Origin of the sequence: Carnobacterium sp. FSL W8-0810, assembly GCF_038007125.1 — a bacterium.
Classification (GTDB): Bacteria; Bacillota; Bacilli; order Lactobacillales; family Carnobacteriaceae; genus Carnobacterium_B; species Carnobacterium_B inhibens.
Genome location: NZ_JBBOWO010000001.1, coordinates 1,181,846 through 1,196,668 on the forward strand (window position 1 = coordinate 1,181,846; position 14,823 = coordinate 1,196,668).

15 protein-coding genes are annotated in these 14,823 nt (G+C 34.7%); 8 read left to right on the top strand and 7 right to left on the bottom strand.

Annotated features, from left to right (window positions below; genetic code table 11):
- Nucleotides 1-12: 12 nt before the first annotated feature.
- Both NST49_RS05740 and brnQ read left to right on the top strand, forming a co-directional pair.
- The gene (locus NST49_RS05740; RefSeq protein WP_023178879.1) at nucleotides 13-693 is read left to right on the top strand and encodes an amino acid ABC transporter permease; all 681 of its coding nucleotides are present in this window, start codon (nucleotides 13-15) and stop codon (nucleotides 691-693) included.
- Nucleotides 694-843: 150 nt separating this feature from the next.
- A complete protein-coding gene (brnQ, locus tag NST49_RS05745; RefSeq protein WP_023178877.1) occupies nucleotides 844-2,202 on the top strand; it encodes a branched-chain amino acid transport system II carrier protein in 1,359 nt (452 codons plus the stop codon).
- Between the two features lie 92 nt (nucleotides 2,203-2,294).
- On the opposite strand, the gene NST49_RS05750 is transcribed toward brnQ, so the two are convergent.
- Nucleotides 2,295-2,774, bottom strand: a complete 480-nt coding sequence (locus tag NST49_RS05750) for a nucleoside 2-deoxyribosyltransferase (RefSeq protein WP_023178876.1) — start codon at nucleotides 2,772-2,774, stop codon at nucleotides 2,295-2,297.
- 150 nt (nucleotides 2,775-2,924) lie between these two features.
- Here NST49_RS05750 and NST49_RS05755 point away from each other — a divergent pair, with 150 nt between their 5' ends.
- The 3 genes from NST49_RS05755 (at nucleotide 2,925) to uvrC (ending at nucleotide 6,460) form a co-directional block, all read left to right on the top strand.
- A complete protein-coding gene (locus NST49_RS05755) occupies nucleotides 2,925-4,055 on the top strand; it encodes a 3D domain-containing protein (RefSeq protein ID WP_023178874.1) in 1,131 nt (376 codons plus the stop codon).
- 26 nt (nucleotides 4,056-4,081) lie between these two features.
- Entirely contained in the window at nucleotides 4,082-4,342 is a 261-nt protein-coding gene (locus NST49_RS05760; protein ID WP_023178873.1) for a hypothetical protein, read from the top strand.
- 345 nt (nucleotides 4,343-4,687) lie between these two features.
- A complete protein-coding gene (gene uvrC / locus NST49_RS05765) occupies nucleotides 4,688-6,460 on the top strand; it encodes an excinuclease ABC subunit UvrC (protein ID WP_341047498.1) in 1,773 nt (590 codons plus the stop codon).
- A 191-nt stretch (nucleotides 6,461-6,651) separates the two neighbouring features.
- On the opposite strand, the gene NST49_RS05770 is transcribed toward uvrC, so the two are convergent.
- Nucleotides 6,652-6,999 (bottom strand): iron-sulfur cluster biosynthesis family protein, encoded by a 348-nt coding sequence (locus NST49_RS05770; protein ID WP_023178871.1) that lies wholly within the window; start codon nucleotides 6,997-6,999, stop codon nucleotides 6,652-6,654.
- 82 nt (nucleotides 7,000-7,081) lie between these two features.
- On the bottom strand, nucleotides 7,082-7,426 hold the full coding sequence (locus NST49_RS05775) for an iron-sulfur cluster biosynthesis family protein (protein ID WP_341047501.1): 345 nt from the start codon (nucleotides 7,424-7,426) through the stop codon (nucleotides 7,082-7,084).
- Between the two features lie 196 nt (nucleotides 7,427-7,622).
- Here NST49_RS05775 and NST49_RS05780 point away from each other — a divergent pair, with 196 nt between their 5' ends.
- Nucleotides 7,623-8,093 carry an Rrf2 family transcriptional regulator gene (locus NST49_RS05780; RefSeq protein WP_023178869.1) on the top strand — a complete coding sequence of 157 codons (471 nt, stop codon included), beginning with the start codon at nucleotides 7,623-7,625 and terminating at the stop codon, nucleotides 8,091-8,093.
- A 33-nt stretch (nucleotides 8,094-8,126) separates the two neighbouring features.
- Nucleotides 8,127-10,940 carry a YhgE/Pip domain-containing protein gene (locus NST49_RS05785; RefSeq protein ID WP_341047503.1) on the top strand — a complete coding sequence of 938 codons (2,814 nt, stop codon included), beginning with the start codon at nucleotides 8,127-8,129 and terminating at the stop codon, nucleotides 10,938-10,940.
- 54 nt (nucleotides 10,941-10,994) lie between these two features.
- Here NST49_RS05785 and NST49_RS05790 read toward each other — a convergent pair whose 3' ends face one another.
- Nucleotides 10,995-11,726 carry an amino acid ABC transporter ATP-binding protein gene (locus NST49_RS05790; RefSeq protein ID WP_251165622.1) on the bottom strand — a complete coding sequence of 244 codons (732 nt, stop codon included), beginning with the start codon at nucleotides 11,724-11,726 and terminating at the stop codon, nucleotides 10,995-10,997.
- Nucleotides 11,719-13,170, bottom strand: coding sequence for an amino acid ABC transporter substrate-binding protein/permease (locus NST49_RS05795; RefSeq protein ID WP_341047506.1), 1,452 nt, complete (start codon nucleotides 13,168-13,170; stop codon nucleotides 11,719-11,721). The genes NST49_RS05790 and NST49_RS05795 overlap by 8 nt, the downstream gene beginning before the upstream one ends.
- A 187-nt stretch (nucleotides 13,171-13,357) precedes the next feature.
- On the opposite strand from NST49_RS05795, the gene NST49_RS05800 reads away from it, so the two are divergent.
- Nucleotides 13,358-13,918: a GNAT family N-acetyltransferase gene (locus NST49_RS05800; protein ID WP_034537339.1), complete on the top strand. Its 561-nt coding sequence runs from the start codon at nucleotides 13,358-13,360 to the stop codon at nucleotides 13,916-13,918.
- 54 nt (nucleotides 13,919-13,972) lie between these two features.
- Here the strand turns inward: NST49_RS05800 and NST49_RS05805 are convergent, their stop codons facing one another.
- Nucleotides 13,973-14,491 (bottom strand): LURP-one-related/scramblase family protein, encoded by a 519-nt coding sequence (locus tag NST49_RS05805; RefSeq protein WP_023178862.1) that lies wholly within the window; start codon nucleotides 14,489-14,491, stop codon nucleotides 13,973-13,975.
- 124 nt (nucleotides 14,492-14,615) lie between these two features.
- The gene (locus tag NST49_RS05810; RefSeq protein WP_169727077.1) at nucleotides 14,616-14,780 is read right to left on the bottom strand and encodes a YvrJ family protein; all 165 of its coding nucleotides are present in this window, start codon (nucleotides 14,778-14,780) and stop codon (nucleotides 14,616-14,618) included.
- Between the last annotated feature and the right edge of the window lie 43 nt (nucleotides 14,781-14,823).

Here is a 14,823-nt window from a genome sequence, read left to right on the forward strand (position 1 = left end):
AGGTGACAGAATATGTCTGAGATTCAATGGCACTATATTTTTGATCCTGCTTTAGCTATTGACAGCTTTGGATATATTTTAAAAGGATTAGGGTACACTTTGGGCATTTCATTAGCCAGTATGATTTTTGGAACGATCCTAGGATTTTTATTAGCCATTATGCGTATGTCAAATAGTAAAATTTTGAGTATGATTGCGCGTACGTATATTTCCTTTATGCGTGGAACACCAACGTTAGTATTTTTATTTATTTTGTATTTTGGTTTCCCTTTTATTGGCATCCAGTTTAAAGCTGTAAACGCAGCTATTATCGGTTTTAGTTTAAGTTCAGCAGCTTATAGTGCAGAAATCATTCGATCTTCGTTGCATTCTGTTGATCACGGACAATGGGAAGCCGCTTATGCTTTGGGATTAAAATGGACTTTTATTATGCGAAAAGTCATCATACCTCAAGCAATGAGAATTGCAGTACCGCCAATGAGCAATGTGCTACTTGATCTCATTAAAGGCACATCTCTGGCCGCAATGATAACTGTTCCAGAAATTTTCCAGCAGGCTAAAATTGTTGGCGGGCGTGAATTCGATTATATGACAATGTATATTTTAGTTGCTTTAATTTATTGGGCTATTTGTAGTGTATTTACTATTTTTCAAAACTATCTCGAGAAAAAAACGTCTCTTTATATAGACTAAACATAAAAGATATTTCTGTCAGATTTTGACAGAGGTATCTTTTTATAGTGAAAAACAGGAGTAAACAAGAGTTTTACTTGAAGCTGAAAGCTAAAAAAGCTATTATTTAAGTTACGCATCACATAGCTAAGTTAGAAAGGACGTTTTTTTATGAAAAAAGGACTGACATTGTCTTCCTACCTTTATATAGGATCAATGTTATTTGGACTGTTTTTTGGAGCAGGAAATTTAATATTTCCCGTTCACATGGGGCAAGTAGCAGGAGCTAACGTAAGTTGGGCTACACTAGGTTTTTTAGTAACAGGTATTGGATTGCCGTTTTTAGGAGTTATTGCAATCGGAATTTCAAAAAGTAATGGATTATTTGATTTAGCCAGTCGCATCCATCCATTATATGGTTATTTTATGACTGTTGCATTATACTTAACGATTGGGCCCTTTTTTGCACTTCCAAGATTAAGCACCGTTTCTTATGAAATTGGTTTGACACCTTATATCAATCCAGAATATCAAACAATAGGGTTAGCAATTTTTTCTATTTTATTTTATGGAGCAGCATTATTTCTTTCTTTAAAACCGACAAAGATTTTGGTCTATGTTGGGAAAGTATTAAATCCTATTTTCTTAGTTTTTTTAGGTGTCTTAATTGTAACGGCATTTATTCGTCCAATGGGAGGAATCGCTGAAATACCAGTTACTGGTAATTACATCAATGAGCCTTTTGTTAGTGGTTTTCTTGAAGGTTACAACACGATGGATGCATTAGCATCTCTTGCATTTGGGATAGTCGTGGTTCAAACCATTAAAAGCTTAGGTGTGACTAAACCAAGTGAGATCGCAAAAGATACCATTAAATCTGGATTGATCAGCATCATTTTAATGGGAATCATCTACGCTAGTCTTTCTTATTTAGGGACAATGAGCGTTGGACAGTTTCCAATTTCAAAAAATGGCGGAATCGCTTTAACACAGATTTCCCAATATTACTTCGGATCATTTGGGAGTGTATTGTTAGCTGTAATTGTAACGATTGCTTGTTTAAAAACAGCTATTGGTTTAATAACAGCCTGTGCAGAAACGTTTAAAGAAATGTTTCCTCGCACGATCAGTTATAAAGCGTATGTCGTTGTTTTTAGTGTATTGACAACATTAGTTGCTAATGTTGGATTAACAAACATTATTGCATACTCATTACCTGTATTAATGTTTTTGTACCCTCTAGCCATTACGTTGATTTTATTAGCATTATTATCACCGTTGTTCAAAGATCGACAAGTTGTCTATGTCACAACAACATTATTTACTCTTGTGGTAAGTGTGGCGGATCTATTCAAAGCATTGCCTAAAGATATTCAAGGTGTTAGCGGAGTAAAAACGTTCTTAGCATTTTGTACGGAATATCTTCCTTTATTCTCTATTGGGATGGGATGGATTTTACCAGCTACAATTGGTTTTGTAGTTGGATTGTTGATCAGTTGGTTTACTAAGCCAACTCCTCGTAGCCTGTAAAGTGTATGCTATATAATAGAAGATAACGAAACAAAAAATACAAAAGAGCAATGGAAACGACACGTTTCCATTGCTCTTTTGTTGTAGAAATATTACAAATAATCGTTAATAGCTGTAATAAAGTCTTTTGAAGTACTGTAAATAGCTCCATTCATTTTTATAATGCCAACAGTGTAAAGATTGATATATGAGAATTGAGATTCTGCAACTTCTTGTAAAGCGGCTAATTTTTGTTTGTTTTCAGCGCCTTGTTGACGTGAATCCGTGTATAAACCAATAATAGGAATTCCAGCTTGATAAGCGACCCCAATTTCGGTAGCAACTCCAACATCAATAGTTGAGCCATCTAAAACTGCAACCATTAATTCGCTGTCTAATAAGGCATCTGTATCATATTTAGCAATAGCAACAGAATCAGCATAAGCATTTTTGTCGTTGATTTCACCTTGCTCTTGAGGGACATAAATTTCAACATCAGGGTACGTTTCACGAATACTTTGTACAAGATTTTCATTATAAACTCTTTCCATCTCTGAAAATAGTGGGCTAGCAAAATAGATTTTTTTTGACATTTTTTGGCCTCCTAATACGATTATTACAATTTTAGCATACTATAAAAAGGTTTTGTAACAAAAAGTAATCGTAAAGAAATATAGTGAGACATCTTTTTCGTTATAATCATTGAAGAGCTTATAAGTCAAAAAGAAGGGTGTTGTCAATTTGTGAGAATTAAAAAGCTAGTTTCCAGCCTTATGATGGCTTTATTATTGGTTAACGTTGTGCCAACGGTTAGTTTCGCAGCGACATTAGATGAAATTGAATCGCAACAAAATACAAAAGAAAAAGAAATGGCAGAAATGGATAGTCAAATCAATAAAGCATTAACAAAGGTGAATGAAAAAAATAGTGAGCTAGGAGAATTAACTACTCAAATTGAAGTGCTAAATGAAACTGTTCAAGCAACAAACGAAACAATATCAGAACAAGAAGAAGTTGTTAAAGAGCGTTTGGATCAAGCAAAAGAACGTATCTTATCTATGCAAACAACAGAAGTAAATCAAAACGTCGTATTGTCATTATTTGAATCTGAAAGTATAACAGATTTCTTTAATCGTGCGTATGTTTTAGTTACTTTACAATCAGCCGGAAATGATCAGTTGGAATTAGCAGAGAATGAAAGAGCAGAATTAGCTGAATTACAAGCAGAATTGAAAAATGATTTGGCATTATTAGAAAATCAAACAGAAGAAGCTAAAGAACAAAAAGCAGAATTAGATACACAAATAGCAAATCTACAAAAAACAATGGATGAAAATCAAGAGATTTTAAATGAATTAGATGAACAACGTGCAACAGAAGAAACAAGACTTGCAGAAGCTAAGGCGGAAGAAGAAAAAATAGCGGCTGAAAAAGCAGCAAAAGAAAAAACTGCCGCAACTCTTGTAAAAACTTCAGAAAATGAAGCAACAGTAACTAAAACGACAGCTTCAAATGAGCAAGCAGAGCCTGAAAAACAAAGTACAACAGTTGAAGCTGAAACGACTAAATCTACTGAAACAGCTTCAAAAGGAAAAACAATGGTTGTATCCGCAACAGGGTACTCTACAAAAGAAGCTAATTTAAGTACACATACTGCTACTGGAATTAATTTAGAAAGCAACCCTATGGTTATTGCAGTAGATCCTCGTGTCATTCCTTTAGGATCTATCGTTGAAGTCCCTGGTTATGGAACTTTTATCGCTGGTGACACTGGTGGAGCAATAAAAGGAAATAAAATCGATGTACATTTTTCAAGTGTTCAACAAGCCAATAACTTTGGAAGAAAAACAATTACGATCACAATTTTAAATTAAGAGCTTTTTAGAAAAAGGTGAATCAAATGACAGAACAAGCAGAAATTGATTTTTATCTTGATAAAGATGAGGATACTTTTTTAGAGGCATGGGAAAATAAATATGGTGAACTTAATGATGAACAAATAGAAGAATTATACCAAGAAATTGCACAAGATATCGAATTAAAATACAAATCTGGTGAGCATCAGCTTGGAAAATTATTTTCTTATAAAGAGATTGCAGTAGGCTATTCAGATTATAGTACGTTTAATAATTGGTTCTTGTTTAGTTCTTCAAAAAAATAATAAATAGAAAAACAGCGACGGAGAGTAATTTCTGTCGTTGTTTTGCTGTTTAGTGGTAAACTAAATAAGGTTAAATAAATGCTTATTTGGTAATTGGTGTTGGTACAACAAAATAAAATTTCTTCTGGAATAGACGGATTTGCTTGTGGAAAGCCATGTGACCGTCTGAAACTTGTAATTTTCAGACTTTTAATCCTTAGATAGGACTACAAGCAACCCTTATTCCTCCAGAAATATCTCGTAATCAATTTATCTAATCTATCAACATCAAAAATTATAGAGCCAAACGAATAAACGAATAAGTAAAATTAAAAGTAATGAATGACTATAAGGGGAATCATGAATATGGTAAGTACTCATATTAATAATAAATTGATGTTGCTTCCTGATTTGCCAGGATGCTATTTGATGAAAAATAAAGAAAAAGAAATCATTTATATTGGAAAAGCTAAAAATTTAAAAAATCGGGTTCGTTCTTACTTTAGAGGAACACATGAAGGGAAAACTCAATTGTTGGTTGAAGAAATAGTGGACTTTGAAACCATTATTACGTCAACAGATAAAGAGTGTTTGCTCCTTGAGATTACACTGATCAAAAAACACCAACCAAAATACAATATTAAATTAAAACAAGGAACCAGTTACCCTTATTTGAAGATCACAAATGAAAAAGACCCTCAATTAATTATTACTTCTGAAGTAAAAAGAGATGGCGGGCATTACTTTGGCCCGTATCCTAATGTCTATGCAGCAAGTGAAACACAGCAGTTTATCCAAAAAGTATATCCTTTAAGAAAATGTAACGGGCACCAGAAAAGGGCTTGTTTATACTATCATCTCGGACAATGTATCGGACCTTGCGATCATGAAGTTCCTCAAGAAGAGTACGATGCTCAAATAGATAAAATTAGACGTTTTTTAAACGGTGATGTAAAAGAAATAAAAAAAATATTGAAAAGCAAAATGATGCAAGCAGCTGATGAGCTGGCTTTTGAACGAGCAGCAGAATACCGTAATCAAATTCAATACATTGAAACAACAGTAGAAAGGCAAAATATTATTACCAATGATTTCACTACAAGAGATGTGTTTAGTTTTTATATGAATAAAGGATGGATCTCTATTCAAGTATTCTTTATTCGACAAGCTACGTTAATTAAACGTGAAGCAACTATCTTCCCGTGTTATGATACACCCCAAGAAGAATTAGCCTCTTACATTGTGCAATTTTATCAAGAGGCAAACCATTTGTTGCCAAAAGAAATCTTAGTTCCGAGTGGTTTAGATACTAAAATTTTATCTGAGGTGCTAGAAATACCAGTCAAGGTACCGATTCAAGGACGTAAAAAAGACATGTTGGATCTTGCAACAAAAAATAGTGAAATTTCGTTGAATGAAAAATTCCAACTGATTGAGATGGATGATCGAAAAACGGTAGGGGCTATGAAAGAACTATCAGAAGCATTAGACCTGCCGCTAATCAAGCGCATTGAGGCATTTGACCATTCCAATATTCAAGGAACCAATCCTGTTTCAGCTATGGTCTCTTTTTTAGACGGAAAACCAGATAAAAGCAATTACCGAAAATATAAAATCAAAAGTGTAACGGGCAGCAATGAACTTGCTACTACTGAAGAAGTCATAAGAAGACGATACGAGCGACTGTTGAAAGAAGGCAAACCACTGCCTGACTTGATTTTAATGGATGGGGGTAAAATTCAAGTAAATGGTGCAATCAACATTCTTGAAAATGAGCTTGGTTTATCTATTCCTGTAGCAGGTATGGTGAAAGATGAAAAACATAGAACGTCTTCTCTTATTTTTGGAGAAGGTCTTCAGAGAGTTTCTCTTAAGCCAACCAGCCAAGCTTTTTATCTTGTGCAACGCATTCAAGACGAAGTTCACCGTTTTGCCATTACATTCCATAGACAATTACGTGGTAAAAATAGTTTATCTTCTAAATTGGATCGTATTGAAGGCGTGGGACCAAAGACACGAACAAAAATATTAAAACATTTTAAATCAGTCAAAAAAGTAAAAGATGCAAGTGTGGAAGAAATCAAAGGACTAGGCATTCCTCTAAAAACGGCTGTGAAAATCAAAGAAGGACTCGAGTAAGTTATTTTAATGTGGGTAAAAGTGCAGGCCAACTTAGTCAGAACTTCTGGGAGAATAAAGCTAGTTTACGTTCCATAAATTTTATTTTGTTGCATCCATACCCTAGTGTTTAAAAATTTAAAAAAGCCGAGATGAAGAATTAATTTCCTTCATCTCGGCTTTTTTTTATAATAATGCATTCGAATACTGAACTAAAAAAGTTTATTGTTGTCATTATCTAAAATCGTAACATCATCATTTATCAATCCAGCATCGCTTCTTAAGATCAAGCTATTCAGTGATTTTTTATAATCCAATACTACGTTTTCTGATAAATCATCCAATCGTTCGCTTTGAACTGGAATTTTTCCAATAGTAGAATCAATTGTTGCATCTAATTCCTCATTAGGGCTAGTTAATAATTTCAGTGAAAATGTACCGACTATTCCACAAGCATAGCCACCTACAATGCGGTTGTAATATAAAGCTAAATCACCTGAATGTTGTTCTTGAATCATTTTTAAACGGTCAATAGCAGGTTCTGTGATAGTTAAAAACATAAAATTCCTCCAGTTTCACTTTCAATTAGTAAGCTAATTGTAGCGGAAATTTAGAAAAATGTCCAATATCCTGTTTAATAAACTAAAAGACAGCTTGATTAGCATCATTAAGAATTAAGAGATTGTCATTAATCAGACCACTATTGCTGCGTAAAACAAGGGTGCTTTTTGTTTCATTGTAATCTAATTTCATTTCATCATCTAAAAAAGGCAGGCTCCATCCTTGAACTGGAAGATCACCTAATGAAGAAGAAACAGTTGCATCAAGTTCTGGATCATTTTGTTGAATGATTTTTAATAAGAAAATCCCATTATTTCCACACGTACAACCAATTCTTGATTCATAGTAAAACACGAGTTGTCCAGGATGACGAGAACAAGTCGTTTCTATTTTCTTTTGTGCACTCTCCGTTATGGTTAGATACATTTTAATGAACCTCCTTCATTTCTTCACATTTATGATATCTTGTATCACGTGTCTTGTCTAGCCAAACTCATAGCAATTTCTTTTTGACAAAAAAAAAGAAAAAATAATTGTAATTCTATATAAAAAGGAGTATATTATTCATCGTGGACATTGAAAGTCCACAATCACGAAATTAACTGACGAAAGAGGGGAAATAATGAAGTTAACTAAAGGTTTGGAGCAAGCGATATGTATTTTAGCTATGCTTTCAACTCAAGATAATCATATACCGATTACTTCACGTGTGCTAAATAGTCGACTAAATGGGACGTCACATTCTTATATTCGAAAAATTATTCGAAAATTAGTAGTCAGTGGATTAGCAACATCCATTCCTGGAAGTAGCGGTGGCTTTAGATTAGCTAAACAACCCGAAAAAATAAATTTGTTGGAGATTGTTGAAGCATTAGAAGGTGAAATTGTTACTTATCCGAATTCAGGAATGATCAATCAAGTGTTCTCAGATCTTGGAGAAACGGCTAGTAATGGAGAAAAAATGTTAACAATGGTTTTTGAAGAAGCAGATAATCAATATACAAGTTTTCTTAAACAACAAACACTGGATCAACTGATCTGGTCAACGATCGGTAGAACTGAATTACCTGCTATTGATTGGAATGAAAAATAGGAAGCGTTAAATTGAAAGGGATGTACAGATAAGATGGAAATGTTAAAGAATGAATGGAAGAAATTGGTATCTAATAAGATGCTGCTCATTTCTTGTATTGTAATATTGTTTATCCCCATAATGTATGCGGGAGGTTTTTTAAAATCTAACTGGGATCCTTACGGAAATACGGATAAATTATCTGTAGCAGTTGTTAATCTAGATCACTCTGTAGACTATCAAGGAAAGAAATTGGATATAGGCTCAGACGTTGTCGATAAACTAAAAGAAAATGATGCATTAGATTGGCATTTTGTGTCTCAAGAAGAAGCTCAAGAAGGTTTGAAAAACCGTGAGTATTATATGGTAATGACATTGCCAGCTGATTTTTCAAAAGATGCTTCTACATTGATGGATGTGAATCCAGAAAAAATGACCATTGAATATGAAACGAATGGATCACTAAATTATATCGGAGAAGTTATCAGCAAATCGGCTGCTAAAGATTTGAAATCTGAAGTATCTAATAATGTAACAAAAGCTTATACAGAATCTGTATTTGAGCAAATCAGTACCATTGGAAACGGCTTTGCTAAAGCAGCAGATGGGGCGGAAGAAATTGATGGTGGAACTGGAAAATTAGCAGATGGATCTCAGCAACTAACAGATAATTTAGAGACCTTATCGTCAAGTACGTTGACTTTTAAAGAGGGTGCTGAAACATTTGAAGTTGGCGTAAAAGAATACGCAGCTGGAGTATCACAAGTAAACGATGGAGCACAACAATTAACGAATGGAATCAATCAATTGTACTCAAAAGTAGGACCGCTAGAAGATGGTGGAGCTCTTTTAGAAAAAGGATCAAATGATTTAACGAATGGATTAGAAACTTACACAAACGGTGTATCAAAATTAGCTGATGGAACAAAAATCTTAAATGAAAATTCTGCAGCAGTAAAAAACGGAACGGTTGAAATCAGTAATGGTGTTGACCAAGTGAAAACAGGCAGTGATCAATTACTAACAGGATTGAACCAACTTTCCTCAGAATTAGATCAGAGTTTATCACAAGAAAATGCAGACAAGTTAAGCTATTTAATGGGGAATTTAGATTCAATGAACGAAAATATTCAAAAGTTAAATACTCTCCTTAATGGACAGTCAAGTACCGCTGGTTCTGGCGGTGTTGAAGCTAGCCTGCAACAAACAGGATCAAGTTTGTTGAATCTTATAGGAGATATAACACAGGCTTCAACTGAGTTGGCAGATGCAGAAACTTCAGTTGAAGATCTTGAAAAAACGATACAAGCAGATGCTGACTCTAATGCTTCAGCAATAGAGAAAACAGCAACGTTTCAAAGTCTTTCTAATGACCAGCAAGAAGAGTTGCTTAGTGCAATAGCGGATCAAAAAGATGCGGAACTAGCTAGTTTGACGACCATTAAAGATCAATTAAATGGTGCAAATACGACTATTAGTAATGCAACGGATAATACAACAACAACTGCTGCTTCACTAAATGATCTACAGTCAGAATTAGCGGTAACCAGTGAATTAGCCGGTCAATTAACAGAATTGAAAACACAAGTAGGAACTTTGGCACAAGCTTCAAACGCTTTGTTGCCAGCAACGACTCAAACAATAGAGGAGTTGACGAATGGTTTAACTAAGATTCAAACAGCTTTGGAACAACAAGGAACAGGTTCTAATAAAGGGATCATTCAAGGAGTGACCGAACTAAATCAAGGTCTAGCAACTATTCAAAATGGATTATCTGGACAAGATGGTTTAGTAAATGGTGTAACCAATTACACAAATGGAGTGAACACATTACAGTCTGGAGCAGACGAATTAAATACAAATTCACCAGCTTTAACTGCAGGATCTCAACAACTAAAGAATGGAATAGGACAATTAGCAGGTCAATTGCCTAATCTTGTTGAGGGAGTCACTCAATTGAATAATGGGTCAAACCAACTAGTTCAAGGAACAACTCTTCTAGATGGGAAATCTGGAACTCTCATAAAGGGTGCAACGAGTCTAGCTGACGGGTCAACAAAAATCAGTGATGGTTCTCAAGCCTTAAGTGAAGGGTCTGAAACATTAGGAAGCGGAATTGAAACCTTAAAAGATGGAACCAGTCAATTAGCAACGAGTTTGTTAGATGGTTCTGAAGAAGTCAATGACGTAAATGCTACGAATAAAACTACGGATATGTTTTCAAGTCCTATAACATTAAAACAAGAAAAATATAGTAAAGTTCCAAATTACGGAGCAGCACTAGCTCCTTATATCATGTCCATGTCTTTGTACATTGGAGCAGTTGTTTTTACAACCATTTATCCTGTACGTAAGAGATCCACTCAAGGAAAATCAAGTCTAGCTTGGTGGCAAAGTAAAGCCTCAGTAGCGATGATTGTTGCTGCTTTAATGGCTGTCATTGAATGTGGTATTTTATTGATGATTGGATTAGATGTGTTATTTGTTGGGAAATTCTTCTTACTAGCCGTGCTTACGTCATTAGCTTTCATGTCTATTGTCTTAACGTTAGTGGTAGCATTCGATAATGTTGGGCGCTTCGTGGCAATGGTATTGTTAGTCTTACAATTAGGCGGTTCAGGTGGAACATTCCCAATTCCGCTGACGAATAGCTTCTTCCAAACGATTCATTTATGGTTGCCGATGACATACTCAGTTTATGGGTTTAGACAAGCCATCAGCAGCGGTTTAGGAAATGATATTTATTGGCAAGCTAACTTTGTTATGATCGGGATCATCATTGTTTTTAATGGATTACTGATTTTAACTATGCACTTCTTACAAAAAAAGAACCAAAATAATGAAGTAGACGAAACAGTTAAAGCGTAAAAATAAAAAAAGTTCTGCCATACGAGTGAAATTCTCGTATGGCAGAACTTTTTTTTAGATTAAAACTTTTTCTAAGAAGTTCTTTGTCCGTTCATTTTGAGGGTTGTTAAAGACATCCTCTGGTCTTCCTTCTTCAACGATATAGCCGCCATCCATGAAAATCACGCGATCTGCTACTTCTTTGGCGAAGCCCATCTCATGAGTCACGACCAACATCGTCATTCCTTGGTCTGCTAGCTTTTGCATAACTTCCAGTACATCGCCAACCATCTCTGGGTCAAGTGCGCTGGTAGGTTCATCAAACAACATAATGTCAGGATCCATAGCTAGTGCTCGTGCAATAGCCACACGTTGTTTTTGTCCACCGGATAATGATTTAGGGTAATCATTGGCTTTTTCAGAAAGTCCAACCGTTTCCAGCAATTCTAATGCACGTTTTTGACTTGATTCGTTAGATTCTTTTTTTAATTCTTTAGGAGCTAATGTAATATTCTCTAAAACCGTCAAGTGAGGAAAGAGGTTGAACTGCTGGAAAACCATTCCAATGTTTTCTCGGACTTTGTTGATATCTTGTTTTGGATCGGTCAAATCAAAGTCATCGATAATGACTTTTCCGCCAGTAATTTCTTCTAATGCATTCATACAACGAAGAAAAGTACTTTTACCAGATCCTGAAGGGCCGATAATACAAACCACTTCACCTTCTTGAACTTCAACAGATAAATCTTTTAATACTTCTAAATCTCCAAAATTTTTCTTTAAGTGTTCCACTTTTAATTTAGTCATTTGATAGTCTCCTTTCAAGATAATTTGAAAATTTCGTAAGAATGGTAATAATGATGATGTACATCAAACCAACGATCAGCCACATATTACCAGAAGAATAGGTACGTGCAATGATAATCTTCCCAGTTTGTGTCAATTCAACAATACCGATAACCGACAAGATCGATGTATCTTTCAGTGTAATGACAAATTGATTGATGAAAGACGGAATCATGATTTTAACCGCTTGTGGTAAGACAACTTTGCGCATAGAGGTATTGTAAGTAAGTCCTAAACTTCTAGAAGCTTCCAATTGACCAGGGTCTACGGCTTGGATTCCTCCACGAACCAATTCAGCAATATAAGCTGTAGTGTTAAAACTTAGTGTGATCACTCCAGCAATATAGGCAGGAATTTGGATACCTAAGAATTGCGGAATGGAGAAATAAATGAAAAAGGCTAAAACAATTAAAGGAATACCACGTAGAATATCCACATAAATAGTTGCTATCCAATTTAAGGCTCTATTAGGTGTAGCACTAAATAAACCAAAAATGACACCTAAAATCGTAGCGATAACAAAAGCAGTGATGGTCAATAAGAGTGTTCTCCCAAGACCTTTTAATAATTCCCCACCATTTTGTTGGATCAAACCAAAGAAACCAAGATTAGCCGTTTCTTTTTGAGTTGTATCTCCAAGATAACTATTAATAATGTCATCATAAGTACCATTTGCACGAATATTGATCAAACCGTTATTAAACATTTCCAATAGCTCGGCATTTTGTTCTTTATTTACTGCAAAACCATAATTGTCACCTGGTTCAGGATCTGTCGGGATTTTTAATTCTAATCCTGATTGAATAGCATAAGCCATTACAGGGTAATCTTCAAATGCAGCATCTGAGTTACCAGTTTGAACATCTTCATACATATTAGCAGAATCTTCAAATGTATTTACTTCAAAACCATATTCTTCTTGAATGGATTGTGCAAAAGCAGCACCAGTTGTTCCGACTTTGATAGCTACTGTTTTTCCTTCTAAGTCTTCGTAAGAAGTAATGTCATCATTGCTTTTTGAAACAGCCATAACGACACCGCTCTCAAAGTAAGGTTCAGAGAAATCAAAGGACTCTTGACGTTCTGGTGTAATGCTCATACCAGCAATCATGCCATCAACTTGATTTGTTTCTAAAGCTTGTAATGCAGCACTAAACCCCAAGGGTCTTAATTCATAATTAAAACCTTGATCTTTAGCAATGGCATCTAGCAAATCAACATCGATACCTTTGTAGTCGCCTTCAGCATCTTTGTATTCAAATGGAGCAAAAGTAATATCTGTACCAATAATATATGTTTTATCGGTTTCTTGCGCAGAAGCGCTCACTGGCAGGAATAGAGTGGAAATTAATGTAAATAATAGGGTTGTCATAAGTATAATGAATGAATGTTTTTGTAATTTCATAAAAATCCTCCTTGTCTAAGATAATAGTCTAATTTAACTTTAAATCAATTGCAACCTTAATGTAATCTGAGTATGTAATAAAATCTAACATAGATTTGTTTTATTTCTAATCTCTAAGGAGTTGAATAGCTGTTGGTTGTTCGTTATGATTAATAAGGAAACAAAATCTATTTAAGCAGGTGACAACATGATACGAACAGCAGAAATTTCAGATATAGAACAATTAGTGGAATGGGTCTGGATTATTTTAGAAGATATGGAATTATCTTTATTGAAAACAATGGATACTGAGACGCTGAAAACTATGATAAAAAAAGCAATGGAAAGCAAAGATTACCGATATAGTTATCAGAGAGCTTTAGTTTGTATTCGCGATGGGGAAATGGCGGGAGCTTGTTTTGGATATAAGGGTGAATTAGAACCTGTAATCGATGATCCATTTAATAAACTGTTAAGCGAAGCGGGAATTGAAGAAGAGCTATTTAAAGATTCTGAAACAGTTTCCGGAGAATGGTATTTAGATTCCTTAGTAACAGATAAAAAATTTAGAGGCAAAGGCGTCGCAACTGAATTATTAGAGGCTTTACCAACTATTGCAAAAGCAGAAAATGAACCATTTATTGGGTTGAATTGTGATAAAGAAAATCAAAAAGCACAAAAACTTTACTTGAAAATGGGCTTTGAAAAAGTATGGGACTGTAAGTTAGGCGATCACTTATATGATCATATGCAGTTAAAAATCAATTAAAAAAAGAAGCATTAATCGATTGTATCAAAATCTGATTAATGCTTCTTTTAGTAGTTAAATCAATTGAATAGCACGACTTGTTTTTTTCTTTTTCAGCTCGGGTAAGCGTGTTAAGGTAAGGTTGTCAACAATCAAAGCAATGCAGAGGCAAAGGGGGGCGTGTTGAATTTCAGGTACGAATAGCGTGTAATAATCTCCTGCTGAAGTATAGGCTTTGTTTAGTTCCATGATCAGTTGTTCTTTACAGTACGCCGTATAGTAATGATTATAGAAATCACCTGTTACTAGCCAATTTAATGGAGTAACCTTAAAATACAAGCCAGCCAAGTTGCGATGCTTTGTAATAGAGCCATATTTTTTACCTTGGATATAAATGTCGAATTTAGGCAATAGTGACAATACGGTTTGTTTAACTTCTATAAGCAAAGAGCCATCCATGCTATATAAAGATATTCGGTCTCCAACTCTGCCCCATTTTCCTGTAATAAGGTACAGGTCTTTACCATATTCATCTTTGACAAGAATCTTTTCTTGCTTTGAAACATATTCTTGCTTCATATAAAGAACTACCATATTAAACGCTCCTCTAATAGTGGATTAAGCGTATACATATCTATTTTTAGTATATCAAAAATGAAGCTAAAATAAAATATAAAATTGCATAAAGAAAAACCGCCAAACTAGAGGCGGTTTTTCTTTATGCAGCTGATTTGATCACTTGGCTGAGTTCGTTTAGAGCTTTTACCACGTCATCAAGTTTTGTTTCCATACGCTGAAGCAGAAATAATGCGATAAAGATGGGAAAACCTACATTACCGATAATTTCCATTACTGCGGATAGCCATTGTGTACTTGCATCCATGATGTTTTCTCCCTTCACTTAGTAGATAGGTAAACAAATCATT